At 60.8% G+C, this 26,904-nt stretch carries 22 protein-coding genes and 1 pseudogene; 13 read left to right on the top strand and 10 right to left on the bottom strand.

Annotation, left to right across the window (positions count from 1 at the left end):
- Positions 1-30: 30 nt before the first annotated feature.
- Complete coding sequence (locus tag PQQ86_RS22760) at positions 31-1,176, bottom strand: alpha-hydroxy acid oxidase (protein WP_408271950.1); 1,146 nt, start codon at positions 1,174-1,176, stop codon at positions 31-33.
- Between the two features lie 87 nt (positions 1,177-1,263).
- On the bottom strand, positions 1,264-2,499 hold the full coding sequence (locus tag PQQ86_RS22755) for a YbfB/YjiJ family MFS transporter (RefSeq protein ID WP_408271947.1): 1,236 nt from the start codon (positions 2,497-2,499) through the stop codon (positions 1,264-1,266).
- A gap of 258 nt (positions 2,500-2,757) precedes the next feature.
- On the opposite strand from PQQ86_RS22755, the gene PQQ86_RS22750 reads away from it, so the two are divergent.
- The 3 genes from PQQ86_RS22750 (at position 2,758) to PQQ86_RS22740 (ending at position 4,888) form a co-directional block, all read left to right on the top strand.
- Entirely contained in the window at positions 2,758-3,423 is a 666-nt protein-coding gene (locus PQQ86_RS22750; protein ID WP_408271945.1) for a nitroreductase family protein, read from the top strand.
- Between the two features lie 127 nt (positions 3,424-3,550).
- A complete protein-coding gene (locus tag PQQ86_RS22745; RefSeq protein WP_408271943.1) occupies positions 3,551-4,030 on the top strand; it encodes a hypothetical protein in 480 nt (159 codons plus the stop codon).
- Between the two features lie 12 nt (positions 4,031-4,042).
- A complete protein-coding gene (locus PQQ86_RS22740) occupies positions 4,043-4,888 on the top strand; it encodes a 4'-phosphopantetheinyl transferase family protein (protein ID WP_408271940.1) in 846 nt (281 codons plus the stop codon).
- On the opposite strand, the gene PQQ86_RS22735 is transcribed toward PQQ86_RS22740, so the two are convergent.
- On the bottom strand, positions 4,885-5,583 hold the full coding sequence (locus PQQ86_RS22735) for a 4'-phosphopantetheinyl transferase family protein (RefSeq protein ID WP_408271938.1): 699 nt from the start codon (positions 5,581-5,583) through the stop codon (positions 4,885-4,887). The two genes, PQQ86_RS22740 and PQQ86_RS22735, sit on opposite strands and share 4 nt — an antisense overlap.
- Before the next feature lie 231 nt (positions 5,584-5,814).
- On the opposite strand from PQQ86_RS22735, the gene PQQ86_RS22730 reads away from it, so the two are divergent.
- On the top strand, positions 5,815-6,798 hold the full coding sequence (locus PQQ86_RS22730; protein ID WP_408271935.1) for an NADPH:quinone reductase: 984 nt from the start codon (positions 5,815-5,817) through the stop codon (positions 6,796-6,798).
- A 22-nt stretch (positions 6,799-6,820) separates the two neighbouring features.
- Entirely contained in the window at positions 6,821-6,976 is a 156-nt protein-coding gene (locus tag PQQ86_RS22725) for a cupin domain-containing protein (protein ID WP_408271932.1), read from the top strand.
- 151 nt (positions 6,977-7,127) lie between these two features.
- Here PQQ86_RS22725 and PQQ86_RS22720 read toward each other — a convergent pair whose 3' ends face one another.
- The 3 genes from PQQ86_RS22720 to PQQ86_RS22710 form a co-directional block, all read right to left on the bottom strand.
- Positions 7,128-7,364 carry a DUF2783 domain-containing protein gene (locus tag PQQ86_RS22720; protein WP_408271930.1) on the bottom strand — a complete coding sequence of 79 codons (237 nt, stop codon included), beginning with the start codon at positions 7,362-7,364 and terminating at the stop codon, positions 7,128-7,130.
- 50 nt (positions 7,365-7,414) lie between these two features.
- A complete protein-coding gene (locus PQQ86_RS22715; RefSeq protein WP_408271927.1) occupies positions 7,415-9,127 on the bottom strand; it encodes an FAD-dependent oxidoreductase in 1,713 nt (570 codons plus the stop codon).
- 77 nt (positions 9,128-9,204) lie between these two features.
- Positions 9,205-10,164: an MBL fold metallo-hydrolase gene (locus PQQ86_RS22710; protein WP_408271924.1), complete on the bottom strand. Its 960-nt coding sequence runs from the start codon at positions 10,162-10,164 to the stop codon at positions 9,205-9,207.
- 272 nt (positions 10,165-10,436) lie between these two features.
- Between PQQ86_RS22710 and PQQ86_RS22705 the strand changes: the two genes are divergently transcribed.
- The 4 genes from PQQ86_RS22705 (at position 10,437) to PQQ86_RS22690 (ending at position 15,075) form a co-directional block, all read left to right on the top strand.
- The gene (locus PQQ86_RS22705) at positions 10,437-11,306 is read left to right on the top strand and encodes an IclR family transcriptional regulator (protein ID WP_408271922.1); all 870 of its coding nucleotides are present in this window, start codon (positions 10,437-10,439) and stop codon (positions 11,304-11,306) included.
- Positions 11,303-12,148, top strand: coding sequence for an IclR family transcriptional regulator (locus PQQ86_RS22700; protein WP_408271919.1), 846 nt, complete (start codon positions 11,303-11,305; stop codon positions 12,146-12,148). The genes PQQ86_RS22705 and PQQ86_RS22700 overlap by 4 nt, the downstream gene beginning before the upstream one ends.
- Positions 12,149-12,373: 225 nt before the next feature.
- The gene (locus PQQ86_RS22695; protein ID WP_408271916.1) at positions 12,374-13,912 is read left to right on the top strand and encodes a Fic family protein; all 1,539 of its coding nucleotides are present in this window, start codon (positions 12,374-12,376) and stop codon (positions 13,910-13,912) included.
- A gap of 125 nt (positions 13,913-14,037) precedes the next feature.
- The gene (locus tag PQQ86_RS22690; RefSeq protein WP_408271913.1) at positions 14,038-15,075 is read left to right on the top strand and encodes a MerR family transcriptional regulator; all 1,038 of its coding nucleotides are present in this window, start codon (positions 14,038-14,040) and stop codon (positions 15,073-15,075) included.
- 49 nt (positions 15,076-15,124) lie between these two features.
- Here the strand turns inward: PQQ86_RS22690 and PQQ86_RS22685 are convergent, their stop codons facing one another.
- The 3 genes from PQQ86_RS22685 to PQQ86_RS22675 all read right to left on the bottom strand — a co-directional run bounded on the left by PQQ86_RS22685 (position 15,125) and on the right by PQQ86_RS22675 (position 18,035).
- Positions 15,125-15,988 carry a MurR/RpiR family transcriptional regulator gene (locus PQQ86_RS22685; protein WP_408271911.1) on the bottom strand — a complete coding sequence of 288 codons (864 nt, stop codon included), beginning with the start codon at positions 15,986-15,988 and terminating at the stop codon, positions 15,125-15,127.
- Between the two features lie 84 nt (positions 15,989-16,072).
- Positions 16,073-17,155 carry an ABC transporter ATP-binding protein gene (locus PQQ86_RS22680; RefSeq protein WP_408271908.1) on the bottom strand — a complete coding sequence of 361 codons (1,083 nt, stop codon included), beginning with the start codon at positions 17,153-17,155 and terminating at the stop codon, positions 16,073-16,075.
- 106 nt (positions 17,156-17,261) lie between these two features.
- Complete coding sequence (locus PQQ86_RS22675) at positions 17,262-18,035, bottom strand: SDR family oxidoreductase (protein WP_408271905.1); 774 nt, start codon at positions 18,033-18,035, stop codon at positions 17,262-17,264.
- Between the two features lie 335 nt (positions 18,036-18,370).
- On the opposite strand from PQQ86_RS22675, the gene PQQ86_RS22670 reads away from it, so the two are divergent.
- The 3 genes from PQQ86_RS22670 to PQQ86_RS22660 all read left to right on the top strand — a co-directional run bounded on the left by PQQ86_RS22670 (position 18,371) and on the right by PQQ86_RS22660 (position 21,517).
- Complete coding sequence (locus PQQ86_RS22670) at positions 18,371-19,603, top strand: ABC transporter substrate-binding protein (RefSeq protein ID WP_408193289.1); 1,233 nt, start codon at positions 18,371-18,373, stop codon at positions 19,601-19,603.
- Between the two features lie 148 nt (positions 19,604-19,751).
- A complete protein-coding gene (locus PQQ86_RS22665; protein WP_408271902.1) occupies positions 19,752-20,669 on the top strand; it encodes a carbohydrate ABC transporter permease in 918 nt (305 codons plus the stop codon).
- On the top strand, positions 20,666-21,517 hold the full coding sequence (locus PQQ86_RS22660; protein ID WP_097395558.1) for a carbohydrate ABC transporter permease: 852 nt from the start codon (positions 20,666-20,668) through the stop codon (positions 21,515-21,517). Before PQQ86_RS22665 ends, PQQ86_RS22660 begins: the two co-directional genes overlap by 4 nt.
- Before the next feature lie 54 nt (positions 21,518-21,571).
- Here PQQ86_RS22660 and PQQ86_RS22655 read toward each other — a convergent pair.
- Positions 21,572-22,821, bottom strand: a pseudogene (locus PQQ86_RS22655) (IS256 family transposase).
- A gap of 481 nt (positions 22,822-23,302) precedes the next feature.
- On the opposite strand from PQQ86_RS22655, the gene PQQ86_RS22650 reads away from it, so the two are divergent.
- Positions 23,303-26,887, top strand: a complete 3,585-nt coding sequence (locus PQQ86_RS22650; protein ID WP_408271898.1) for a DEAD/DEAH box helicase — start codon at positions 23,303-23,305, stop codon at positions 26,885-26,887.
- Positions 26,888-26,904 lie beyond the last annotated feature (17 nt).

Genomic DNA, 26,904 nt, shown 5'->3' with positions numbered 1-26,904 from the left:
GCCGCCAGGCGTCGCGCCTGGCGTCTGTCTTCACCGCCTGTCAGGCAGCAGGATCCGCTCGTCCACCTGACGGATGTCGGTGTGGCCGCAAAAGGCCATGGTGATGTCCAGTTCCTTCTGGATGATCTTCAGGCACTGGGTAACACCTTCCTCTCCCATTGCACCCAACCCATAGAGGAAGCTCCGGCCGATCAGCGTGCCTTTCGCGCCGAGCGCAACGGCCTTCAGCACGTCCTGTCCGCTGCGGATGCCGCCATCCATCCACACGTCAATGCGCGAGCCGACCTCGCGTGCGATCTCGGGGAGTGCCGAGATCGAAGAAGGCGCGCCGTCGAGTTGTCGGCCGCCGTGGTTGGAGACGATCAGCGCGTCAGCGCCGCTGTCGGCGGCAAGGCGCGCATCTTCGACATCCATGATGCCTTTCAGAATGAGTTTGCCACCCCACATCTTCTTGACCCACTCGACGTCTGCCCAGCTCAGCGCCGGATCGAACTGCTCGGCTGTCCACGAGCTCAGGGACGACAGGTCGCCCACGCCCTTCGCATGGCCGACGATGTTGCCGAAGGTGCGCCGCCGGGTGCCGAGCATGCCGAGGCACCAACGCGGTTTGGTCGCGAGGTTGATGAGGTTCGCCGGGGTCAATTTGGGCGGCGCCGACAGGCCGTTCTTGATGTCCTTGTGGCGTTGGCCGAGGATCTGCAGATCCAGCGTCAGCATCAAGGCGCTGCACCGTGCCGCACGAGCGCGCTCGATCAGCCGCATGATGAAATCGCGGTCGCGCATCATGTAAAGCTGGAACCAGAACGGTTGGGTGGTGTGGGCGGCCACGTCCTCGATCGAGCAGATGCTCATGGTGGACAAGGTGAACGGGACGCCGAATTTCTCCGCCGCGCGCGCCGCCAGAATTTCACCGTCGGCATGCTGCATACCGGTCAACCCCGTCGGCGCGAGCGCCACGGGCATGGCGGCCGCCTGACCGATCATTTCCGTGTGCGTGCTGCGGCCCGCCATATTGACCGCCACGCGCTGGCGCAGCTTGAGGCGCTGGAAGTCGCTTTCATTGGCGCGGTAGGTACTTTCGGTCCACGAGCCACTGTCGGCATAGTCGTAGAACATGCGCGGCACACGCCGCTCGGCAAGCACGCGTAAATCTTCGATGCAGGTAATGGCAGGCACGGTTTCTCTCAACGCAGGGAACAAGCGATGAGTGTACGTGCTTAAGACAGTCGTCCGGTACTCCGGGAATACCTGGGGATCGTTCAGTCAGGCGCTGCGTAACGGCTTCTGGCAAGCCGCCAGCACCGCGCCGGCCGCGAGCAGCAACGCGGAATAGACCAGCCCACGTGCGAGACCCGCGCCGTCCGAGACCCAGCCGATGATCATCGGCCCGACGATCTGTCCGAACGCGAACACGATCGTGAATGCGCTAATACCCTTGCCCCAGTGGCTCACCGGTAGATTGTGGCGCACGAAAGCCGTGGTCGACGCCACGGCCGAGAGAAACGTCGCGCCGAACAGCACGCCGGAGACAAACGCCACCCACGGTTGCGTGAACAACGCGGGCAACAGCGTCGCCACTGCGAGCAACGCATTGAGTATGGCGAGCGCGTGGCCGCCGCGCATGCGGTCGAGCAAACTGGACCACAGGCGCGCCGAAACAACCGTCGCCACGCCGAGCAACAGGTAGAAGCCCGTCACCACCACCGCGCTCATGCCTGCGTTGCGCAGCAGCGCGACGATGAACGTCATGTAGCCGATATAGCCGACGCCGAACAGTCCATAGCCCGCCAGGGCGGGGCTGAAACGCGGCCAACGTGGCGCGTCGGCGGCATCGGAAGCGTCTGCGGTCGAGGATCCGACCGTGTGCACGCTTTCGATTTTTCTAGCGGCGCCGATGGCGATCGCGGAGAACGCCGCGCACGCAACGGCCAGTGCGAACCACGCAAACTGCCAGCCATGCACGACGTTGAAAATCGTCAACGGCACCAGCACCGACGAAGCGACGATGCCCCACCCCGTCCCGCCGTAATACAAGCCGAGCACGAGGCCCGCGTCGTGCGGTCTCGCCGACGCCAGCCGCGCCGCCAGTACGCCGCCACTGACGAAAACCGCCGCACTGCTCACTCCAGTGATCACCCGCAGCACGAGTAGCGAATGCGTGTCGTCCAGCAAACCGCTGATGGCCATCAGCACCGCAGTGGCCACGCAGCCCGCGCCGAACAATGCACCGGCCGACCAGCGGCGTGCGAGCCGCGGATAAGCCAGCGCGCCCAGCAAATAACCCAGCGCGTTGGCGGTATTCATCGCGCCGGCTTGAGCGAAGCTCCAGCCGAGGTCGAGTTTCATCGACGGCAACAGCAACGCGTAAGCGAAGCGCGCAAGGCCCAGCGCGATCGCGCTGCCTAACGACAGGCCGGCGGCCAGCATCAAGGTGGGGAGGCGCTGCGCCGCTTCGGTGGGCGTGGCGGTCGATGCGGCGTCGAGAGATTTTGTTGGCATTGGCTAGCGTGGGTAGACAAGGATGCGGCAGGCTTGCTGCCGCATTTCGCCATCATATCTGGGGGCGCCCCATTCGGCTGACGGTTAGTTGCGGATCAAACGCCCGACGCTTGGCTGCAAGGCCTTCTGGCCGCGCGCAGCCAGCGCCGAGCCGTGATTCAGCGCTCTGTCAAATTCATTTTCTAAATGAGAATGATTTGCATTTACCGAGAAATTGGCTCATCATTCAGTCCATGCCATCAGACGAATACCGAAATCATGATCACAGCCGACCTCAGCCGCCCCGAAACCGAAAGCAAACGCACAGCCGCCGCGACGCCTGACACCGCCGCCGGGTCGAAGGCCACGGCCGCGCTCGAAGTGCTGCTGTCGCGTCAGTCCCACTGGCCGCTCACCGAGCCGGCCCCGGCCGACGTCGAGCTCGATCTGATCTTCGATGCCGCCTTGCGCGCGCCCGATCACGGCAATCTGCGGCCGTGGCGCTTCGTCACGATCCGCGGCGACGCGCGCGGCCCGCTCGGCGACGTGCTGGTCGACCTCGCCTGCGGCCGTTCGCCGGGCGAGCCGCGCTCCGCGCATGCGCATCGGCGGCAGAAGGCCTACGCAGCGCCGATCGTGATCGCGCTCGGCGCGGCAGTCTCGTCCCAATCAACCGTGCCCGAGACCGAGCAATTGCTGGCGGTCGGTGCGGCGACGATGAACATGCTGAATGCGATTCACGCGCTCGGCTACGGCGGTTTCTGGGCCACGGGCGCCGACAGCTATGAAGCGCAATTGCATGACGCGCTGGGTTTCGCGCCGAACGAGAGATTGCTCGGCTTCCTCTTTGTCGGCACACCGAAAAACCCGGGGCAAGCAACGGCACGTCCGGCACGTAGTGAACATGTGCGCGAATGGCTGCCGCCTCAGCCGGCTAAAAATTGAAGCAAGCACCTGGCGCAAGCACTGCGTCACCGCCTATCCGTCGCGAGCGACAAGCGCTGGCCTGCGACGTGGCCTCCTCCGATCAGGCCGGCGCGACTCATTGGACCGTGTCCATTCAGGAGCCTCGATGAACTTCCGCTCTCAATACAGCAGCCGTCCCGAACTGGTCGACGATCACGTCACGGATTCCACCGACGCGCCCGATCGCACCGTCCTCAGCGCCGTGCGCACCTGGCTGCGGCCGGCGTGCGAAACCGTGCGCGGCGGGGTGCACTGGCGCGACATCCTGATCGGCGTGGGCTTGCGGCAAGACGGCATCGAACATTTCGATCTGCTGATGCGGTCGCTGATGCACGTGTCCTATCGTCCGCTCGACATGCGATGCCGCTGCGCCAGCGACCTCGGCAAGGACGAAGCCGTGATCCTGCAAACCATCGCGCTGCTGCAAAAGACCCACAGCGGCGCTGCATTGCGCATGCTGAGCGAATGGCTGCCGGGGCCGGCCGTGAGTGGCGTGTTGAAGCTGATCCGCTGGTTCGCCATCGATCTGCTCGACGCCGGTGTCGAACTCGACGTGCAAGCGCGCCGCGTCACCTATATGCATTGAGGACCCGAGCGTATGCCGTCGGAACTCGCTTATCTCACGCCCTCGCGTGTGCGTGACAGCATCGACTCGCAGGCGACGAATAGCGCTAACGCCTTGCAAGATAATCAACCTGCCCGGCCGGTTCAAGCTGTGCGAACCGCACACGCGATCGTCAGCGCGGCCGCGCCGCAATTCGTCTCGTATCCGCTGACACGCCGCTATCCGCACCGCGTCGCCGCGCCACGCGCGGGTGAGTTGCATCTGTGGCGGTTCCGCTGCGAATGGCTGCCGGTGCCGGTGCAGGAAGGCGAAACGTGGATTTCGAAGGGAGAGCGCGAACGCGCACGGCTTCACCCGAACTCGGCGCTACGCAAACGCTTTATCAGCGCACGCGTGGTGACGCGCTGGATCGTCGCGCATCTGTTCGACTGCGAACCGCATGCCGTGGATCTGCAGGACGACGGCAACGAGAAGCTGCGCGCGCGACATCCGCACGACGGTCGCGGCATCACGATTGATATCGCGTACGCCGGCATCTGGATCGTGATCGGCATTGCGTCGACTGCGCTCGGTCTGAGCGTCGTTGTACCCTCGCCTGGCGCCGCGCTTGACGAGGCGCAGGAAGTCTCACGCGAACGCGCGCGTTACGGCAGCTTGTGCAATGCGTTGCGTTATGCGCCTGTTGATATCGATCTGGATCTGCTGTCGAGCGATGCCGTGTCCTGTGCGTTCGATCTTGCCGAACATGGCCGCTGGCATGTCCTCGATCTGCCGATGTCGGGCAAGATTCGTGCGGCGGTTGCAATCGCCCAGCCGGTCACGCACGTGCATGCGGTTGGATGGCCGAAGGCGTTGGTGTTTGGCGAACAAACCGTTTAGCGGGCGAGCGTTTTCGTCGACCACGCCACACATGCCGCATAGGCCTCAGGCGCTGCGATCCAACGCGCGGCAATCTCGCCCATGTCATCCGGAATCACATTGCGTAGCGTCACCTCGGCGCTGTCACGCGGCAGCACCGTGAGATGCTGCAAGCCGCGCGTGATGCCCACGCCCGTCGTTTTGACGAGTGCTTCTTTAGCAACCCACGCATCGTAAAACGCGGCGCGCTGTTCCTCAACGTCGAGGCGGTCGATCCACGCCGCTTCGCTTGCGTCGAGCGTCAATGTCACGATCGAATGCCAATCGAAGCTGTCGCTGCGATGTTCGATATCGACGCCGACACGCCGCTCAGGCGACATCGCGATGAGCCCATGCGAGCCTGCGTGCGATACGTTGAAGTCGAGCGCATTGGAACCGGCCAGATGCGGGCGACGGTTTGCATCTTGCGTGAATCGGACGGCGTGTGCCGCAATGCCGAGCCATCGCGCGAGTTGCTCCCGCAGCACCACACGCACGGACGCGAAACGAAGCGCATCGTCGTGGCGGCGAAATTTGCCGGCTCTCACGCGTTCGTCGTCGCTGAGCGCGGCGAAGGCGGCATCCTCCAACGACGCCTCGAAAGCGAAATCAACCCGCCACAACGAAACGTCGGACGGGCCGTCATGCGGCAAGAGAACAGGTTCGATTGAAGACATCGCAAAGGTTCGAACGCAAGTGGTAAGGTCGCAAGGAAATATTCGCGACTCTACCCGATATGACGATCGAAGCGGCTCTAACTCCTGCCCTGCCGATGTGTATAGTCAATTTTTTACAAGCGCGTTCGGATGGGAAGGTTCAGAGTATTGGTCACATTACGCTGAGAAGCTCGGCTGGGACACGCCGGTTTGCGGACGCTCTTCACTAAACCAGTCTGGAGGTTGCAAGATATGAAGGCCGCGCACTATTCCTCAAAAGGCTCCGCTCAAGACGTTCTGGTGGTTGACGAGCAGCCTGATCCGGCCCCTGAAGCGGGCGAAGTCCTGGTGCGCATCGCGCACTCAGGCGTGAACCCTTCAGACGTTAAATCGCGGTCGGGCGTCACAAGCCCCGCAATGGAGTTTCAGCGTGTTATTCCGCACAGCGATGGCGCCGGTGTCGTCGAGGCAGTTGGGGAAGGCGTGTCGAAACAGTGGATCGGACAGCGAGTCTGGACAATCAACGGCCAGTGGCAGCGGTCATTCGGTACCGCATCCGAACTGATCGCATTGCCCGAAAGCCAGGTTGCGCCGCTCCCCGACAATGTGTCGACCGAGACGGGCGCCTCACTTGGGATTCCGCTTTTGACGGCCTGGTACGCGGTGCATGTTTGCGGAGGACTTCTCGGCAAGACGGTTCTTGTCTACGGCGCCACGGGCGCGGTAGGCGGCTACGCGGTGCAATTGGCCGCGCTTTCCGGCGCAAGAGTCATTGGCGTGGCGGGCAGTCGGGAGAAGTGCGAACTCGCTTCTCGCCTGGGTGCTGAGTGGGTCATCAATCGCAACGAGCAGGATGCGGTGGCTTCGGTACGCGAGATCACCGCGGGCAAAGGTGTGGACGCAATCATCGAAGTCGACGCAGCAGCCAATGCCGGCAAATATGGCGAACTGTTGAAGTTTGGCGGCGACGTGATCATCTATGGTTCGGGGGCCGCATTGATCGAGGTCCCCTTCAGATCGATGATTGTCGGCTTCGCGAATCTGCGATTCTTTATCGTGTACAAACTGCCCCTTGAGGTAAGGAAAGCCGCCATCGAAGTGCTCACCCCGTTGCTGGAACGAGGGGCGCTGCAACATCCTCAGGTCGAGGTTTTTCCTCTGTCGGAAATCGCGAAGGCCCACGAACGCGTCGAGTCGGGCGCAACTGCAAAGATCCTCGTCGATACGCGCAGATAGGCGAACCCTGCAGGAGGCCCTGATGAAGGATCGCGTCGAGTACAAACGCAGCAAGGAGATTCCGGGTCTCGTGCTGAGCGAGGCGCGCTTCTCTGAGTTCCGCTTCGATCGTCACTACCATCTGGACTACCACATCGCGCTGGTGAGAACATCCGATCCGAAACGGCCTCGTGACTGACGTTGAGGCGATTCAAGGCAGCGTGACGCTGCTCGAAGAGCATCGCCTTCTGACCGAGCTGGCCTGCGGCGCATCGGTGGCCGCACTCGCCCGGATTCCCGAGTATTTCCCGGACGCGCAGCGCTTTCGAGCGGTACTGAGTGACGCGCGTTCAGGCAGCCAGCGAACGCGTCAGTGCGCCTTGCCCCGAAACATCGGTCACGCCTTCACGTGCGTGCCGCATCGCTTCGAGCAGCGTTGCGTGATCGCCGATATGGTTGGCGAGTAACAGAATCAGTTGCGCGTTGGCTGACTGACTCTGCGCATCGTCCAGATCACGATGCATGTCGATCAGCGCCTCGTAGAAATCGTCGGGGCGGGCGAGATTGGGTTGCGTGTTTAATTCCATCACTGTCTCCTGCTATTTTCTTTTGCCGATGTGCTGCGTTTGCCCTGCCTTCAGGCCGTACCCTCAACGCATAACGCTCGCTTCAACGCCCGCTCCACAAAGCTCGCGTCGAGTTGCCGACTACGCGCACACACATGCTGGTCCGGCCGGATCAAATAGAACGTGCCGGGTTTGCCGTCGTAACGAGCGGCGGCAAGACCGTCGACGTCGTGCACCACCTTCGCATCTGAAGGCACAGCGACCTGCGCATCGTTACTCGTCACCACGATGACGAGGTTCAACGGAATCGGCCCGCTACGCAACGCATCCAGCGCAACTTGCGTCGCCTGATCGATACCTTGCGAGCCGCAGAACAACACGCCCGTGAATTGCTGGCCGAGTTGCTGTAACAGCCATGCCGGTTGCCCCGCGGCATGAACCGGCGCATCGACACACGATGCCCCCGGCACCATCAGACCTTCAAAGCTGTCACTGTCCGCCGTATTCAGCGGAGAATCACGCAACACCGCCGGCACCGACAGGCGACCGCTGTTCGTCAACTGCCGTGCAAACGGGTGATGCCGCGCGAGCTTCAGCACAGCATCGCGGAACACGCGGCTAACCGGACTCTTCGGCGTGATGAAATCGGTCGAACGCGTGGAGTTGCGGATGTTTTCGTCAGCGGCGAATTCGCGCTCGCTTGCATACGTATCGAGCAAGGCATCGGAGGCTTTGCCTTCGAGCACCATCGCCAGTTTCCATGCGAGGTTTTCCGCGTCCTGCACGCCGCTATTCGCGCCACGCGCGCCGAACGGCGATACGCCATGCGCGGAATCGCCCGCGAACAACACGTTGCCGTGCCGGAAACGGTCCATACGCAAACACGAAAACGTATAGACGCTGACCCATTCCAGCTCGAACTTCGCATCCGGTCCGAGCAACGCGCGCACGCGCGGGATCACACGTTCCGGTGTTTTTTCCAGCACCGGATCGGCGTCCCAGCCCAACTGGAAATCGATCCGCCACACGTTGTCCGGCTGACGATGCAACAGCACCGATTGATTCGGATGGAACGGCGGATCGAACCAGAACCAACGCTCGGTTGGAAACTCCGCTTCCATCTTGACGTCCGCAATCAGGAAGCGATCTTTGAACGTGACGCCGTGGCTGTCGAGTCCCATCAGATTGCGCATTGGACTGCGCGAGCCATCGGCGGCCACCACATAGCGGCCGCGCAACGGGTACTGACCGTTGGGCGTATCGATCGTCAGCGTCACACTGGCTTGAGCAGTGCCAGCCGTGCCGTTCTGCTGCACGCCGACCACTTTGCTCTTCCAGCGGATCTCGAGATTCGGTGTCGCCTGCGCGCGTTCGAGCAGAAAGCCTTCGACGTAGTACTGCTGCAGGTTGATGAAGGCGGGCCGGTTGTGGCCCGCTTCCGGCTGCAGATTGAACGTGTACACCAGTTCATCTTTCAGGAACACCTTGCCGACATTCCAGCTGATGCCCTTCTCTACCATGCGCTGCCCGCAACCGAGCCGGTCGAAGATATCGAGCGAGCGCTTCGAGAAGCAGATCGCCCGCGAACCGGTGGATAACGAACAATCGTCGTCAACCAATACGACCGGCACGCCCTGTTGCGCGATATCGATCGCAGTAGCGAGACCCACTGGCCCCGCGCCGACCACGATCACGGGATAGGCCACCTGTTCCGCATCGCCCTGCCCGGCCTGCTCGCGGCACGGCTTATAGTCGAACGACAGCGTCTGGTAGTTGATGCTCATCTTGTGTCTCCGTCCATCTCTGCTCTGCTTTGCTTGATGCTTTCCAGCACTTCCATGCAGTTACTTCGACGCAGTTATCAGGCTTGCAACGCGTCCCACATGTCCTTGTCGCGTTGCGCGGTCCAGATGCGCGGATGTGTGATGCCGCTCGCTTCGTCGAAGGCACGCGAGACGTCGAACGGCAGGCAGTGTTCGTAGATGAACACGTGGCCGAACTTCGGATCCATTGCCTTGCGCGTGTGCGCCATCGCGGCCTTCAGGTCGAGCTTCTGTTCGACGGCTTCGCGGCCTTGCTGCAGTAGCGTGGTGACGAAGTCTTTCGTGTAATCGAGACCCTTGTTGACGTCTTCCGGCGTAGTCAATGCAGGACCGCGGCCCGGCACCAGCTTGTCGGCTTTCAGCGCGCGCAGCGCTTCGAGCGTGGCCGGCCATTGTTCGAGTTGAGCATCGCCGCAATAGCAGGCTGCGTCGTATTCGACCAGGTCGCCGGAGAACAGCACCTTCTGCGACGGCAGCCACACCACCGTATCGCCCTTCGTATGGCCTGCGCCCAGATGCGCGATGCGCACTTCGAGCTTGCCGAGGAACAGCGTCATTTCTTTTTCAAACACGAGCGTCGGCCACGTCAGGCCCGGCACCGTTTCGACACCGGCGAAGAGACGCGGGAAGCGCTCGATTTCCGACTTCATGTCCGCTTCGCCGCGCTCGACGATCATCTCGTACGTGCCGCGGCTTGCGATCACCTGTTGCGCGCCTTCTTCAAAATACGCCGACGCGCCGAGCACGCGCACTGCGTGGTAGTGCGACAGCACGACGTATTTGATCGGTTTATCGGTGACGCTGCGAATCTTCGCGATGAGGTCTTGCGCCATGGCCGGCGTGGCGGTGGTGTCGACGATCAGCACGCCGTCGTCGCCGATGATCACACCCGAGTTCGGATCGCCTTCAGCGGTGTACGCGTAGGCGTTCTCGGACAGCTTGGTCCATGTGACTTTCTTGACTTCCAGGTCGGCCTGGGATGCGAATGCCTTTGCCATGCTTGTCTCCCTCAAAAGTTGGACGTGAGGCGAGACGGCCGGCTGCGCGTTCAGATTTCAGAGGCGCGGGCTGACGGTATTGGAGGATTGTCTCGCCCCGTTTTGACTCTGTGACTGCACCGGTATGTCGGGGTGAATGCATCTTATGGCCGCACCAGTTTATTTGTCAATAGCGAAATGTATCGCTATACACAAATCTTAAAGCGCCTAAGATAAGGACAGGAAGGCGCGGTTTTGCGCAGGGCTTCGGCTAACATGGACCCTTTTTACGGATGAGCGTGGGTGTGAGCAAAGCAGCGAAATCGGCCACCGGCAAAGGCGCGGGCGGCAGCGAGACGGCGGATGGCGGCAAGACGCAGCGCGGGATTCAGAGCGTTGAAGTGGGCGGCCGCGTGTTGCTGGCGCTTGCGCAGGCGCGCAGCCCGCTGGCTTTGTCCGATCTCGCCACCGCCGCGCAGATCGCGCCAGGGCAAGCGCATGCTTATCTGGTGAGCTTGAGCCGCTTAGGACTGATCAAACGTGACGAGCTGTCGGGCCGTTATGAACCCGGTCCGCTGTCGTTGCGGCTGGGTTTGATGCATCTGGAGAACCAGCCGGCGTTTCGCGCCGCCGTGCCGCGCGTCGCGGCTTTGGCCGAAGCGATCGGGTTCAGCGTCGCGATCTGTATTGCCGGGCCGCAAGGGCCGACCATCGTCCGCTATGAGCATGCGGGCTTTCCATTGCATGTGAATCTGCATGTGGGCACGGTGATGTCGCTGCCGGCGACGTCGACGGGTCGCGTGTTTTGCGCTTATCTGCCACGCGAGGTGTTGGCGGGGATGTGGGCGAATCAGTCGGGCTCGATGGGTAGTGCGATGACGCCGCCTGATGAACGTGCTGCGTTCGAAGCAGCTTTAGAGGCTATCCGCGCACGCAGGTTGGAATGCAGCGTCGATGCGCCGAGTCCAGGCATCAGCAGTTTGAGCGCGCCGGTGCTCGATGCGGACGGCCGCTTGTGCCTCGCGCTGACAGTGATCGGCTCGACGGGCGCAATCGACGTTGCCGCCGATGGTCCGACGGCTCGCGCCCTGCTTGCCGCGGCTCATGACATTAGCGCCGAACTTGCGGCGACGCCTTCCTTGTTAGCTTCTTCCGCATCGTGACCGACTCTCTCGACCCCTCTTACGCTGCCTCCGGCGCGTCCGCTACGTCCGCCGCTTCTGCCGATGCGAAACCGCAGCGCGGTATCCAGTCGCTCGATAGCACGGGCGACTTGCTTGGCGCGCTGGTTGCGGCTGCGCGGCCGTTGAGCTTGCGCGATCTTGCGGCCGCTGCGGGCATGCCGCCGGCCAAAGCGTTTCCGCATCTGGTGAGTCTGCTTAAGATCGGTTTGCTGAACCGCGATGGCGCTGGCTGCTTCGAAGCTGGGCCTTTAGCGCTCGAGCTTGGGCTGATCGGCTTGCAGCGTTTATCGCCGACGCGGGAGGCTGAGCCGGAAGTGGTCGAGCTGGCGGTATCGACGGGAATGAGTGTGGCGATGGCAGTGCTTGGGCCGCTCGGGCCGACCGTCGTGCGGCTGGAGGAGTCGGCGCGGCCGCTGCATGTGAGCTTGCGGGTCGGCACGGTGATGTCGCTGGTGAATACGGCGATCGGGCGGGTGTTTGCTGCGTTTGTTGCGGACGATGTGCGTCATGGTCTGCTGGCGCAGGATCATTTGCGGTTGGCGGGGGCTGAGGCGGGGGAGACGAAGGCCTATGCGCAGCGGCTCGCGCAAATCCGTGCGGATGGCATCGATACCGCGTTGAGCCGGCCGGTGCCAGGTATCAATACCTTGGCCGCGCCGGTGCTGGACCATACCGGCAGCATCTGTCTGGTGCTCGCAGTGATGGGACCGAGCGGCAGCTTCGATAGCGAGCTCACGGGCGGCCCCGCTCAGACTTTGCGCGCGGCGACGCTGAGGTTGTCGCGGCGGTTTGGGTGGATGGCGGCGGCGGACGAGACCTGAAAAAGCGGCCTCAACAAGGGATAAGTAATCGTTTTTCCATAAAACTGGCACTTTGTAATCGTTTTACGCGCCCAGTAATCGAAATACCGCGAAGACGCCGTATAATCGTTTTTCCAGAAAACATGCGTTTTGTAATCGTTTTGCGAGCCGAGTAATCGAAACTACGCAAAACTCAGCGAAACAACGTGTCCTCGCGCGCGTCCCCGCCACCCCGGATCGAAAATCATGCCGCAGATCGGTTATCAATGGCTATCCAACACGTACGGCGTCGTACCGGTCCACCCGTTCGCCGTTCAAAGTGAAATCGGCCGGATTCGCTCAACGTCCACCGACGGTGACATCCGCCGCGAGGTGTACCCCGAACGTTATCGTCCGGTCGCCAGCCTGACCGACAACCTGACTTTCGCCTTCCGGCACGAGGGCATTCACCTGGAATTCCTCGCGCGACTCTATGCGCTGCAACCGGTGCGCCACGAGCTGGAGGCATGGATCGCCCGCGAACCCACTGGCGCGTATGCCCGCCGCGCCTGCTTCTTTTATGAGTGGTTGATGCCGGAGCCGTTAAACGCGCCGAGCATCTCCCGGGGAAACTATGTCGATGCACTGAATCCCGCAGACTTCATCGTAGGTACCCCGGTCAACAACGCGCGTTGGCGTGTGCGCGACAACCTGCCGGGCAATCGGGATTTTTGCCCGGTGATTCGACGTGTCGAAGCGGTTCAGCGCGCCGAAGCTTATGACCTTGCCGCACCGCTTGCCGAACTGGAAGCGGACTATGGCATCGATCTAATCTTGCGCAGCGCCGTCTGGCTGACGGTCAAAGAGAGCCGCGCGAGCTTTCTGATCGAACATGAGCAGGACAAAGAGGATCGAATCCGCCGCTTTGCCGCGGTCATGGAAAGCGAATGCGGACAGCATGCGAATCCGTTCGATGCCGAAACGCTCGACGTCTTGCAGCGCGGCATCCTCGGGCAGTCAGCCCTGCGTTACGGCATCCGCCGCTCCCCTGTGTATGTGGGACACATCGCACGCTATCAACCGGTGGTCGACTACATCGCGCCGCATTGGGAACACATCGAAACGATGCTCGCAGGGCTTAGCCGCTTTCTGGAACGGACCGAAGGGGAAGCGTCGATCGTGCGTGCTGCCGCGGCATCGTTCGGTTTCGTCTATGTGCACCCTATGGCTGACGGTAACGGCCGCATTTCGCGCTTCCTGATCAACGACATTCTGCGTCGCGACGGCGCGGTGCCTGCGCCAATTATCTTGCCGGTATCCGCCACGATCACCCACAGCACGCGCGATCGTGCCGCTTACGACAAAGTGCTCGAACGCTTTTCGCGCCCGTTGATGAATCACTATGCCGATCAGTACACGTTCGGCAAGACCGAGATCGCGGACGACGGTGTCGAATACAACCTGCACTTCCGCGCCTATGACGACGCACTGCCCGCGTGGCGTTATCCGGATCTGACCGCACACGTCATCTATCTTGCTGACGTGATCGACATGACACTAACGCATGAAATGCGCACCGAAGCGCGCTTTCTGCACGCCAACGACTCAGCACGGCGCGCCATCAAGGAATTTCTCGAAGCGCCAGACAACGACCTGGACGGCATCATTCGAAGCGTCCGGCAGAACGGCAACAGCGTGTCGAACACCCTGCGCAAGCGCTATCCGCTGTTTGACGAGCGGCCTGAGTTGAGTGTGCAAATCGTGCAGGCGATTACCGAAGCATTTTCAGACGAGAACAACCGTTAGTCATCACCGGCGCACGGCTGACGCGAAACAAACGCGAAAGCGATACCGCACCGTAAATATCTTGTTGACTCGGCCCCAAGGGCCAACTCCAAGATGTGAGTGATCAGCAAACGAAGAGGTGACTCATGCGTTGTTCCACTCCATTTTTAAGTGCTTCCGAAGCGGCGAGACAGCTCGGCGTCTCGACCAAGGCCCTGCGACTCTACGAACAGCGAGGCCTGGTGACACCGGCACGCACAGTCTCCGGGTATCGCACCTACGGTCCCGAAGAGATGAATCGTGCGGCGGAGATCGTGGCCCTGCGCGCACTTGGCCTCAGCCTCGCCCAAGTAGCACAAGTGTTGAAAGGCGACCCTCAGAGTCTGGAACCCGCATTGGCTGCCCACGAGGCGACGCTTGAAGCGGAAATTCGTCAGCTCTTGGGCACGATAGCCAAGGTTAGGGGGCTTCGGTCCGATCTCGCCCGAGGTCAGGCGCCTGCCGACGGAGAGCTGGCACGCTTGCTCAACCCTTCCTCACAATTCGCCACTGCCTTTGATCTCCCGTGGCCGTGGGGTGGCGAACGGTTCGAACTTCGCGACATCCGGCCGCTGAACTACATCATCGGTCCGTTAGGAAGTGGCAAGACACGGCTGGCGAAATGCCTGGCTGAGAACATACCGAATGCCGTTTTCCTGGGTCTTGAACGGCTGCAGGATGAAAATGCCGTGACCGCAGCTCGCCTTGAAACGGATGCGGCGCTCAAATCGCGAGTGGATCAGACTCTGGCGTGGCTTATCGGAGAAGGCGCGGCAGAATCGGAAGCGTTAATTGCTCTACTCGTCGGACTGGAATCTGGCGGGGCAGCCGCCCTCGTCGTCGACATGGTGGAGCAAGGATTAGATCAGGCCACGCAGGAAGCATTGATCATCCATCTTCGCCAACGCGCCAAAGTGGGTGGACGTCCGCTGTTTCTGATGACGCGCTCGTCGGCGATCCTGGATCTGACTGCAAGCGGCCCCGACGAATCAATTATTCTGTGCCCTGCAAATCACAGCCCGCCCACTCTCGTCGCTCCCTATCCGGGAACACCGGGATATGAGGCCGTTGCGACCTGTTTAGCCTCGCCGGAGGTTCGAGCACGGACGGCTGGAATGATCGCCTGGCGTCCCCAAGCAGCGTGACTGTTCACGCGTTCGTCGCAGGGCTGAAGAAGCGGACCATCCTTCCCGCTCAATCCCCCGCCGCTTCCGGCTCATGCGACGACAACCGCGCCTTCGCGTTCCGCATCTTTTCAAGCGTCTTGGGCCGCGCCTTCAACGCGACGCCGATTGCCAGCGCATCCATGATGCACAAATGCACGAGTCGGGACACGCCTGGCGTATTCGGATCGATCGGACTCGGCACGCGCAGCAGCAGCGGAATATCGACCAACCACGCTAACCGCGAGCCGACATTCGTCAGCGCAATCGTAGTAGCGCCACGCTCCTTGGCGATCTGAATGCTTTCATTCACTTCGACGCTACGACCAGAATGCGAAATCGAAAACGCCACGTCGCCCGGCTCCATGAGACCCGCGTAAAGCCGCTGCAAATGACCATCGGTAAACGCAGTCGCCGCAATATCAAGCCGCAAAAACCTCAAAGCCGCATCTTGCGCGACAAGCCCCGAACCCGAGCCCACGCCAAAGAAGAAAACGCGCCCCGCGCTCGACAACGCCGCAATCGCACTCTCAACCACCGCCGGATCCAACGCAGCACACGCATGCGTGATCCCATCGACAGCGGCCTCACCCACCTTGTCCATCAACGTCTGCACGTCATCGTCACGCGCAACCGCCGTCGACGCATACGGCACCCCGCCCGCCACGCTCTGCGCCAATTGCATCTTGAAGTCGCGCAGACCATGCGCGCCGATCGCGCGGCAAAAGCGCGTGACGGAAGGCTCGGACACGTCCGCACGCTGGGCGAGCTCGGTGATGCTCGCGCGCATCGCAAAGTCGACGTCGCTCAGCACCATCTCGGCGACTTTGCGCTCGGCGGGCCGCAGATTGGCCAGCGCGCCGCGGATGTGGGGAATCAAGTTCGGTGCGGACACCCGGTGTTCCTTAAGGGTTAAATGAATCCGCGTCGCGTCGCAGCTTCAATCAGCTTGAATCAGCCTCAAGCGGCAACACGCGGTTCAGACCAGCCTGCGTCCACTCTCCGTATCGAACAGATGAATATGCTCGGCCGGCAGACGCAGCGTAACGCGCTGGCCGGGCTCGACTTTCGAGCGCTGGCGAGTCGTCACGCACCACGTGCTACCGCCTATTTTCCCGTACAAATGGGTCTCGGCGCCAGTCGGCTCGACCACTTCGACTTCCATGGTGGTGTCCGGCTTGTCAGCCATCGTTTCAATGTGTTCGGGACGCACACCAAGCGTGATTTTTGCGCCGACCACCGCCGAGGCCGGTGTGCCTTCGAGCACGATCTCGCCACCGTCTGTGAGTTTTAACGCGAAACCCTGCCCATCCGTGCGATTGGCCAACACGCCTTCCGCAAAATTCATCGACGGCGAACCGAGGAAACTCGCGACGAACAGATTCGCCGGACGGTCGTACAGATCGAGCGGACGGCCGACCTGCTCGATCCGGCCCGCGTTCATCACGACGATGCGGTCGGCCATGGTCATCGCCTCGATCTGATCGTGCGTGACGTAGATCACCGTATTCTTCAGACGCTGATGCAGCGCCTTGATTTCCGTGCGCATCTGCACGCGCAATTTGGCGTCGAGATTGGACAGCGGTTCGTCGAAGAGGAACAGCGAAGGCTCGCGCACCACCGCGCGGCCCATTGCCACCCGCTGACGTTGACCACCCGACAGCGCGCGCGGCAAGCGATCCAGATAACCGCCGAGGTTCAGCATCTTCGCCGCGGCTTCGATCCGCGGCTTGAAACTCGCCGACGATTCCTTGCGAATCCGCGGCCCGAACGCAATGTTTTCGTAGACCGACAGATGCGGATAAAGCGCGTAGCTCTGGAACACCATCGAAATATTGCGCTGCTGCGGGGCCAGCGTATTCGCGCGCGTGCCGCCAATCATCAGATCGCCGCCGCTGATTTCTTCCAGCCCCGCCACCATGCGCATCAGCGTGCTCTTGCCGCAACCCGACGGACCGACCAGCACGACGAACTCGCCGTCGTCGATGTTGAGATCGATGCCGTGCACCACTTGCGTGTCGCCATAGCGTTTGAAGATGCCGCTTAGTTGCACTGCTGCCATGCTGTCCTCATCGTCGTGCTGTCATGCGAACGTGTTGCCTTGCTTCATCGAGCAAAGAACACGCCGCGCTATCGGGTCAAAGCAGTTCAAAGCGAATCCAATCCATTCAAAGCGATTCGAGCGTCAACTCTTCCGCCATCAAACGGTTGCCGGCCATCAGTCCACCATCGACAGGCAACGCGACGCCGGTAATCACGCGCGCCATCGGCGATGCGAGGAACAGCACCGCATCGCCGATGTCGTCCGGTGTCGCAAAGTCGCGCAACGGGTACCACTTCTTCAGATCCTCGAAGACCTGCGGATTCTTGTCGACGCGCGCCTGCCACGCCTGCGTCTTCACCGTGCCCGGACAGACGATGTTCGCGCGAATGCCATAGCGACCGAGTTCGATCGCCAGCGCTTTCGTGTAGCTGATGAGACCCGCTTTCGCCGCGCTATACGCCGGATGCCCGAGCGCGGCCATGCCGTTCACCGAGCCGATCAGCACCAGCACGCCCTTCTGCCGTTCGATCATCGACGCGCGCACCGCTTCCACCGAGTGATACGTGCCGTTCAGATTCAGATGGATATCGCGCTGCCAACTGGCGGCATCCGTCGTGGCGAGCGTCAAACCTTTGGCGGCACCCGCGTTGGCGACCAGCACGTCCACCGGACCGCGCGTTTTCACCGCGTCGGCAACCGCTTGCTGCACTGCGGCAGCGTCACCCAGGTCGACCGCGATCGGCGTGACGTGCGCGTCGCCGAGTTGCGCAACCAATCCGTGCAGCGCGACCGCGTCGACATCGAGCGCCAGCACGGTGTCGCCCTGCTCCACGAAACGCTTGCACAACACGCTGCCGATCCCGCCGCAAGCGCCCGTCACCAACACCACACGATTCATGTCTGCCCTCGCCCTTCAACCTCGTTGCAGCGCCGGTTTAGCGTGTAAGTTTCCTACAAAACCGGCATCGAACAGTTGTCTAGTCATCCCGAAGATTGGGTATCCGTGACTTCGCGTTATGCAGAATACCCCTGCTTTACAGCATCTTATGCACAAAACTGACTGAGAAAAAATATGGCAGACCCTACGTGACAAGCTATTTTGCGTCATGTAGGATTTTTTCAAACAATTTAACCCAAAGCGGCCGGTGACGGCAGCAGACCACCCCACCATCATCGGATGGGACCGGAGCAAGCGCCAAAACGCTAACTCCGATCGACACAGGAGAGAGAAAAATGTCGTTGCATGCCCGTGCTTCCCTCGCGCTAGGCAAAGTTGCCGTGGCGCTCGCGTTTGCAGGTATCGCCGTCGCGGCTCACGCCGACACGGTCCGCGTGACGGTCGCGCATTACAGCGATGCGACCGCACCGTACTTCGAAAAGATGGCCCGTAACTTCGAGAAGGCCAATCCCGGCACCACGATCAAGATCGAAGACGTGAACTGGGACACGCTGCAACAGAAACTGCAAACGGACATCTCCGGCGGCGCCAACGCCGACCTGGCGATCGTCGGTACGCGCTGGCTACTCGACTTCGTGAAGGACGACGTTGCCGAGCCGCTCGACGGCTACATGGACGCCAGCTTCAAGGGCCGCTTCATCGGCCCGTTCCTCGCACCGGGCGAAATCAACGGCAAGGTGTACGGCCTGCCGATCGCCGCTTCCGCACGCGGGCTCTACTACAACAAGGATCTGCTCGCGAAGGTCGGTTATCCCGACGGCCCGAAAACGTGGAATGACGTGATCGATGCGTCGAAGAAACTGAAGGCGCAGGGCATTGCCGGCTTCGGCCTGCAAGGCAAGGAAATCGAAACGGACGTCTACTATTACTACGCCCTGTGGACCAACGGCGGCGACGTCGTCGGCAAGGACGGCAAGGCGGCGTTCAATTCGCCGGCCGGCATCAAGGCGGCCACGCTGTACAAGACGTTGATCGACGACGGCCTGACGCAGCCTGGCGTGACCGGCTACAGCCGTGAAGACGTGCAGAACCTGTTCAAGCAGGGCCGCGTTGCGATGATGATCTCCGCGCCGTTCCTCGCCAAGCAGATCAAAAAGGAAGCGCCGAACCTGAAGTACGGCATCGATCCGATCCCGATGGGCACGACGCACGCCACCTATGCGGTGACCGACTCGATCGTGATGTTCAAGAACTCCAAGGTGAAGAAGTCGGCCTGGAAGTTCCTGGACTATCTGTTCACGAAGGAACCGCGCGTCGAGTTCACGACGACCGAAGGCTTCCTGCCGACCACCAAGGCTGAGGCGACCGATCCGGCTTTCAACGATCCGGATACCAAAGCTTTCGTCGCGCTGCTGCCGACGGCTCACTTCGCGCCGACTGTGACCGGTTGGGAAGACACCGCGAAGGCTGTGACCGATGCAATGCAATCGATCTACCTGGGTAAGGCGAAGCCGGCGGACGCGTTGAATGCCGCAGCGACGCAAGCGAACAAGTCGCTCGGTAAGTGATCGCGTAGTCTCGTAGTGATTTGCTGAATACGGAACGCGGGCCCCCCCGCCCCGCGCGGCGGGGGGGGTGGGGGGGTTTTTGGGGAATAAAAAAAAACCGCCCCCCCCCCCGGGGGGGGGTTTTTTTTCTTTAGCCCTTAAAAAAAATATGGGGGGGGGGGGGGGGGGGGGGGGGGGGGCCCCCCCCGCTTCTTCGCGCCTCCAGGCGCCCTGGTTGCTGATTGCGCCGAGTCTGGTGTTGGCGCTTTTCATCATCAGCTATCCGATTTTCAACATCGTGTGGCAATCGCTTCACGAGGTCTCGCGCTTCGGCGCGATCCGCGATTTCACCGGTCTGCAGAACTTCTATACGATTTTCACGGACCCCTCGTTTCTCGCTGCGGCTAAGCGGACGATTGTCTGGACCGTGTGCGTGGTGGGCGGCACGGTGCTAATTTCGGTGCCGGTTGCGCTGATACTGAATCAGGATTTCTATGGACGCGGCGTGGCGCGCACGATTGTGATGCTGCCGTGGTCCGTCTCGCTGACGATGACCGCCGTGGTGTGGCGCTGGGCCTTCAACGATGACTACGGCATGGTCAACGTCACGTTGCAGCGGCTTGGCTTGATCAACGGTCCGATTCATTGGCTCGCGACGCCGGAGCTCGCGTTTCCGGTGGAGATCGCCGTCGGTATTCTCGTGTCGATTCCATTTACGGTGACGATTCTGCTGGGCGGGTTGTCGTCGGTGCCGGGTGATATCTATGAAGCGGCGCGGATGGATGGCGCCAGCGCGTGGCAACAGTTTCGCAAGCTGACGATGCCGCTCTTGCGGCCGTTCATCAACATGACGATTCTGTTGAACGTGATCTATGTGTTCAATTCTTTCCCGATCATCTGGGTGATGACGCAAGGCGGGCCGGATAACGGCACGCATATTCTCGTTACGTATCTCTATGAGCTTGGGTTCCGGCTGGGACGTCCCGGCGAAGCCGCGGCGGTGTCGCTGATCATGCTCGTCATGCTGTTCGTTTTCTCGATCGCCTATCTGCGCCTGCAGCCCGCGAAAGAAGGAGAGACGTCATGAGTCTCAGCGTCAAGATGAAGCGCTCGCTGTGGTGCTGGTTGGCACTTTCGCCGCTGATTGTGGCCGTGCTGTTTCCGTTTGCTGTGATGTTGTTTACTGCTTTGAAGCCGGCTACGGAGATTTTTGTTTATCCGGCGCGCTGGTTGCCGGTGCATTGGCAGTGGAGCAATTTTTCGGATATGTGGGTTGCGGCTAACTTCGGCGTGGCGCTGAGGAATAGTTGCGTGATTAGCTTTTTGTCGACTGCGTTGGCGTTGGCTGTGAGCTTGCCGGCGGCTTATGCGTTGGCCAGGTTTCCGTTTCGTGGGAAAGGGTTGTATTCGCAGTTTCTGCTGGTGACGCAGATGTTGTCGCCGATCTTGCTGGTTGTTGGGTTGTTCCGGCTGGCTGCGATGATTCCTTATGGGGATGGGAATCTGGTTGACTCCAAGATTGGCGTCATCGTTTCTTATGCTGCGTTCAATATCGCGTTTGCGGTTTGGATGTTGTCTTCTTACTTTCAGACGGTGCCGCGGGATCTTGAGGAGTCGGCCTGGTTGGAGGGGTGTGGGAGGACTCGGGCTGTTTTTAAGGTTTTTCTACCGCTTGCGGTGCCTGCGATTGTTGTTACTGCGATCTTTACTTTTATCAATGCCTGGAATGAATTTGCGGTTGTTTATACGTTGATTCGGTCGCCGGAGAATAAGACTTTGACCGTGCAGGTTACGGATATGGTGGCTGGGAAGTATGTTGTTGAGTGGCATCTGGTGATGGCTGCTACCCTTTGTGCGACGTTGCCGGTTTCTATTGTGTTTGCTTGGTTGCAGAGGTTCTTGGTTAAGGGGTTGGCGTTGGGGGCGGTGAAGTAGGGGTTGGAACGGCGCAGGGAGGGTGTCCGGAATTTTGTGTAAACGGGTATTGATTTAACCCGGTAACAGGCGGTCTTCGAACTGGATAGTGAAGCGGTTCAGGGCTGCCTTCCAGTCCCGGATCGGCATCGACCACTTCTTGCTGATGTTGTTAAGTGCCAGGTAAAACAGCTTGGTCACGGCCTCGTCGGTCGGGAACGAACTGCGGGTTTTGATCACCTTGCGCAGGCTCATGTTGATCGATTCGATGGCGTTGGTGGTGTAGATCACCTTCCGGATTTCCGGCGGATAGTCGAAGAACGGAATGACGCGTGCCCAGTTGCGCCGCCAGCTCTGCCCGATGGACGGATAGTCCTTGTCCCACGTGGCTTCGAAGGCACTCAGCTTCTGCTCGGCCAGCTCGACCGTCGATGAAGTGTAGATCGTCTTCAGGTCGGCGGCGACCTCGCGCTGCACCTTCCAGGACACGAAGTTCAGACTGTTGCGCACCATATGCACGATGCACAGTTGAACTGCTGCCTTCGGATAGACTGCTTCGATGGCTTCGGGGAAGCCCTTGAGCCCATCGACACAGGCAATAAAAATGTCCTGCACGCCGCGCGTTTTCAGCTCGGTCACCACCTGCAGCCAGAACTTCGCGCCCTCGGTCTGGGCGATCCACAGCCCCAGGACTTCCTTGTGGCCGTCCATGTTCACGCCGATGGCGAGGTAGACCGCCTTGGTCCGTACAGCACCGCTGTCGCGCACCTTGACGTGGATGCAGTCGAGATAAACGATGGGGTAAAGCGCGTCGAGCGGGCGGGCTTGCCAGGCCTTCACATCCTCGCTCACCGCGTCTGTTACGGCCGAGATGAGCGTGGGCGACACCTCGGTACCGTACATTTCTTCCAGATGCCCCTGAATCTCCCGCACGCTCAGGCCGCGGGCATATAGCGAGATGATCTTGTCGTCAAAGCCCGACCAGCGCGTCTGATGACGACTCACCAGCTTCGGCTCGAACGCACCCTGACGGTCACGCGGGATATCGAGCGGCAACTCGCCAAACTCCCCTGCAACGTCTTGGCGCTATGGCCGTTGCGGGTGTTGCCCGTGGCATTGGTGACCGCTTCGCTCTTGCCGTGGCCCAGGTGTTCGGACATCTCCGTCTCTAGCGCCCGTTCAACCAGCATCTTCGTGAGCTGCTTGAGCAGGCCGTTCTCGCCAATCAGGTCCTCTGGTTTCTGGTAGTTCGCCAGCAGGCTGTCGGCCAGCTTGACGAGCTCAGGGTCGGGTTTCACGCGTTTGTTGCGTTTCGCTACGGTCATCGTCGCTCCTGATTACTGGCAGTCTCCTGCCAAATGACCGTTTACACAAAACTAATTACACCCTCGGCGCAGGGTTGGTCTGCCACCGCGAAACCATTTTGGCGAACCAGCTTCGCCGTCCGGCATTATCCGTGACATAGCCTGTCAGGTAGTTCCATTCGAGGTTTGCAAACGGCTGATATTCGGCCTTTGCGGACATTGATGTAATTGCGCAGGAAAGACTGCTAACAAACGCAAAACAGCTATGCTGTCGCAACATGTCTCGTCTGCTAGGTGAACGGATGCGTACTATCGATCCGAAGCAGACCCTAGAATCTCGCTGGGATGGCATCAACGGAATGGTCTTCTGCTTCCATCGCTAACGATCCCTTCATCCTCACTCGATTCTGGATCTCGGTCTCTCGCAGTCGGACCAACGTAAAATACGCGCGACGATGCCTTAAGAACCGGAATAGAAACACAATAACGGGTGAGAAAGAACATGAAGCTAGATGACCTGGGGGTCAACGCGCCCGCGGAGACTAACCTCGCACGCCAAGGCGGGGTGTGCGTGATCGAGCGTGATCTCATGACGGCCGAGGCCGTGGAGTACTACCGAAAAGAAATACGGGAGCTTCGGAAATACCCTTTCTGGAAGGCCGCCGATATGCAGCAACAGTATCGGCCGGTGGGCGGCCTGTGGGCGCCGCAGCGCCGTGCCGTTGCGACCTGCGTAGCCTACCTTGGCGCGTGCTCGGCGGGGCTCGAGTCCGAGTCGGCGCTGGTGAAAATGCCAACCGGAACGGGCAAGACGGCGGTGATCGCGACGCTCGCATGCGCTCTCACACAAGTGAGGCGCGTACTCATCGTCACACCGCAGCGCGCTCTTGTCGACCAACTGATTGACGACGTGCACTGGCGTTTCTGGCAGAACTTTGGCCTGATGTACAGTCGCGGAACGTTCACTGGACTGACGTCGGGAGTTGCCTCCGGGGCGACTGCGAAATCCGTGAAGGCTGCGAGATCAAGAGGATCCACGGCGTCAACCGCGCCTGCGGCAAGCGAGCCACCGTCAACTCTTCCGGCGATTGTTGCGCGGCACGCGCACGATGCCGGAATCGTTCGCCTGCTGCCCAGCACTGCGGCGAAAATTGCATCGATACCTCCTGAAGAACGGCTCGTCGTGGTGAGCACGTTCAAGGCGCTCGAGCAGGTAGTACGCCCTGCTCGTCCCGCGCATCGGCTTGCCGGTGCACGCGGAGCCAATGCCGAGCTGCCACCCGACCGATCGTCCGAGGGACCCATCGAAGAAGCGTTGGCCTCTAAGCTGCTCCCCGTGCTGAAGGACTTTGATCTCGTGATTGTTGACGAAGGGCACTATGAGCCCGCTTTCGTGTGGTCGCAATGCATCCGCGAGTTGGGTTGCCCCACTGTGCTTTTTAGCGCCACACCGTATCGCAACGACTTCAAGTATTTCGCCGTGCACGGGCGCTTCGCCTTCAACCTGTCTCTGGAGGAGGCGGTCAGTCGTACCCTGATCCGCCCCGTACGATTTGCAGACGCGAAATGGCTACCCGCTGATGACAGGCCGCAGGAATTCGCCCAGGCGGCGCTTAAGTTCTACGACAACGTGGTCCGGCGCCACCCATGGCCTGATCCGGACAGAGCTCCCCGCGTCGTCGTGCGTGCCCATGACTTCGATTCGCTGCGGGCGTTGCAGGCGGGATTTAGCGCTGTGAGGCAGCGCACCGTGCTCATTCACGACAAGGTCAGAAAAGACGACCCTTCGACGCTCGTATTCAACAGCGCAAGTGCTGCACTCAGATCTCCAGCCACGCGTGGCATCACGTTCTGGCTACACCAATGGAAGCTGCTCGAAGGCGTGGACGAAAAAACGTTCGCTTGCGTCGCCATCTATCAGGGCTTCAGCAACTCACGGGCTGCCATCCAGCAGATTGGACGCATCCTGCGCTTTCTCGATCATGCGAAGTCTCCCGGTGAGACGGCTTGTGTCTTCGCAAGCGAAACGGTGCTCACCGACATCGAACAACGTTTCCGGCGCTACGAACGGTTCGAACGCTATTTCGACCGCAATCCGAAACGTGCTCTCATGCAGGAAGCCCGTCTGCCTAGCGTGATGCTCAAAGATGCGCCGGAGTATCAGTATCTCTTCGGTGATTTCTGTGAGCGGCTGGGGCTCGACGACGACGCACCGGCCCCATCATTTGACGACTTCAAGCTGCCGTTCCGGACGACCGTGCTGCAACGGCGCGAAAAGATAGATCTCGACGAGCTGGTAAAACGCTGTCAGATGGCGATGGGGCTGGAAGATCGCTACGACATGCGGATCATTGCGCCACGCCGAGACGATCCGGCAAACGCGCGGCTCATCGTGTATCTTACCTGGCAGAATTCCGAGATTCTGGTGCGGCACTCGTTTCCAGTTTGGAATCTGGGAATCATGGCGATCGTCGAAGTGGACAACCGGATTTTCCTGTTCGACACGGACGGTCTTGTGATTGACGTCGATCGGCTCGGACTTGAGACAGAGGCGCCTGAGGCATTGCGCCGCCTCGTTCCCGCGGGCGCCGGTCAAAAGCACTGGCGCGTCGGACAGACATCGGCCGTAGGGCTTGATCTGACGGATGGTGCGGTACGTTCAGCCACGGCGCGCATGCATGATTTCAGTACCGGCTTTTACGATCTTGCCCAGAACAGCCAGGCCCTCAACGCGCTGCGCGCTCACGGCCGCAACGCGCGACGCGCCGTCTCGCGGTATCTGTCGCTTGAGCGCTCGACAATCTCCGACACGCTAGGCCAGGTCAGGGCTAAAACACATGGCATAAGCGCGTACGTCAAGTGGGCGGAAGCAGTTGCAACGGTGCTGGACAATACACGGGTAGCGGCCAGTCCGGTGTTCGACCGCTTCGCGAAATCCGTTCCCGCGCCTCACCCAGATGATGCGGTGCCCCTCAACATCCTCTTCGACCTGCAGGAGGTGCTCGACAACGAATCTCCCGAAGGATGGGACGACGCAAAGGTTGAAGCACTGCTGGAGGCCGAGCTGAGCGTAGACGTAGACGAGAATCGTGAATTCAGGCTTCACGTCGGAGAAAAGACACTGGAGGGTACGGTCGAGTACGAAATCACGGGTACCGTCCACAGGCGCGGCAGGTACGTGATCAACAGTCCCCAGATGGATGCATTCGTTGCAGAGACGGGCAGCGATCAGCCCACGTCTTTTTCCCGGGCAACGACTCGCAGGCAGGCGTTCCGGATCGTTCCCGCTGCCGTAGGTCTGACTTACGCCAGACGAACGTTTTATCGAACCGGCATCGACTTCGCGGCGATTAGGGAAGGCAAGGAAGCCGGGACGCCGCTTGAGGCGTTGCGCCCGTCCGTGTGGATGGCAAACGTCATCTCCGAGAAAGGCAAAGGGGCAATGAGCGAGTGGGTGTCCGGCTCGATTTTTGGAGGGATGTATGCGCGCTACGGTTTCGCCCGTCACGGCGGGCGCTCGCCCTCGAACAGGCGATTTCCAATCGCCCAGCATGATCCTGAACTCGAGAAGGAGTTGGAAGAATTCGACATCGTAGTTTGCGACGATGGCTCGAACGAGATGGTCGACTTCTTCTTGATAAGCAGTTCGACAAGACGCGTGGTGTTCGTTCACGCGAAGGTCAATGACTCAAAAATGAGCCTGAACGCCATGCAGGTGGTCGGGCGGCAGGCTCAGGCGGGAATTCCATTCATGCTCAAGAGCACTGTCGTCGACAGCCGCGAAGCCTGGTGGGCGACTGCGTGGTCCACCGACGACAACCGCCAGATATCACATCGCACGCTCCGCTCGAGCGTTGCGCCCGGCGCGGCAACCTGGCAGGCCATTGATGCCGCGCTCAAATCAGCCGCCTACAGCAAGGAGGTCTGGATCTGGGCAGGCAAATCACTCAGCAAGTCCGATCTCATCGACAAGCTGAGCAGGAACCGCCCCACTGCGCATGGGCTTCAGATGCTTTACTACCTTGCCGCACTGCAGACGTCGGTCGCAAGAGCGAACATCAGTCTGCGCATCTACTGCTCGCCCTGATCGGTTCGCTGTGGTGA

Source organism: Paraburkholderia sediminicola, assembly GCF_046026675.1.
GTDB lineage: Bacteria > Pseudomonadota > Gammaproteobacteria > Burkholderiales > Burkholderiaceae > Paraburkholderia > Paraburkholderia sediminicola_F.
Note: the sequence above shows the minus strand (reverse complement) of the source record. Positions and strands in the feature narration are given on the sequence as shown.

Coding starts and splice junctions, on each gene's coding strand:
- PQQ86_RS22670 (WP_408193289.1), top strand. CDS start 18,371: ATGTCGTTGCATGCCCGTGCTTCCCTCGCGCTAGGCAAAGTTGCCGTG.
- PQQ86_RS22740 (WP_408271940.1), top strand. CDS start 4,043: ATGCCGTCGGAACTCGCTTATCTCACGCCCTCGCGTGTGCGTGACAGC.
- PQQ86_RS22650 (WP_408271898.1), top strand. CDS start 23,303: ATGAAGCTAGATGACCTGGGGGTCAACGCGCCCGCGGAGACTAACCTC.
- PQQ86_RS22750 (WP_408271945.1), top strand. CDS start 2,758: ATGATCACAGCCGACCTCAGCCGCCCCGAAACCGAAAGCAAACGCACA.
- PQQ86_RS22755 (WP_408271947.1), bottom strand. CDS start 2,499: ATGCCAACAAAATCTCTCGACGCCGCATCGACCGCCACGCCCACCGAA.
- PQQ86_RS22660 (WP_097395558.1), top strand. CDS start 20,666: ATGAGTCTCAGCGTCAAGATGAAGCGCTCGCTGTGGTGCTGGTTGGCA.
- PQQ86_RS22725 (WP_408271932.1), top strand. CDS start 6,821: ATGAAGGATCGCGTCGAGTACAAACGCAGCAAGGAGATTCCGGGTCTC.
- PQQ86_RS22715 (WP_408271927.1), bottom strand. CDS start 9,127: ATGAGCATCAACTACCAGACGCTGTCGTTCGACTATAAGCCGTGCCGC.
- PQQ86_RS22675 (WP_408271905.1), bottom strand. CDS start 18,035: ATGAATCGTGTGGTGTTGGTGACGGGCGCTTGCGGCGGGATCGGCAGC.
- PQQ86_RS22690 (WP_408271913.1), top strand. CDS start 14,038: ATGCGTTGTTCCACTCCATTTTTAAGTGCTTCCGAAGCGGCGAGACAG.
- PQQ86_RS22680 (WP_408271908.1), bottom strand. CDS start 17,155: ATGGCAGCAGTGCAACTAAGCGGCATCTTCAAACGCTATGGCGACACG.
- PQQ86_RS22665 (WP_408271902.1), top strand. CDS start 19,752: ATGGGGGGGGGGGGGGGGGGGGGGGGGGGGGCCCCCCCCGCTTCTTCG.
- PQQ86_RS22745 (WP_408271943.1), top strand. CDS start 3,551: ATGAACTTCCGCTCTCAATACAGCAGCCGTCCCGAACTGGTCGACGAT.
- PQQ86_RS22695 (WP_408271916.1), top strand. CDS start 12,374: ATGCCGCAGATCGGTTATCAATGGCTATCCAACACGTACGGCGTCGTA.
- PQQ86_RS22705 (WP_408271922.1), top strand. CDS start 10,437: ATGAGCGTGGGTGTGAGCAAAGCAGCGAAATCGGCCACCGGCAAAGGC.
- PQQ86_RS22720 (WP_408271930.1), bottom strand. CDS start 7,364: ATGGAATTAAACACGCAACCCAATCTCGCCCGCCCCGACGATTTCTAC.
- PQQ86_RS22710 (WP_408271924.1), bottom strand. CDS start 10,164: ATGGCAAAGGCATTCGCATCCCAGGCCGACCTGGAAGTCAAGAAAGTC.
- PQQ86_RS22730 (WP_408271935.1), top strand. CDS start 5,815: ATGAAGGCCGCGCACTATTCCTCAAAAGGCTCCGCTCAAGACGTTCTG.
- PQQ86_RS22735 (WP_408271938.1), bottom strand. CDS start 5,583: ATGTCTTCAATCGAACCTGTTCTCTTGCCGCATGACGGCCCGTCCGAC.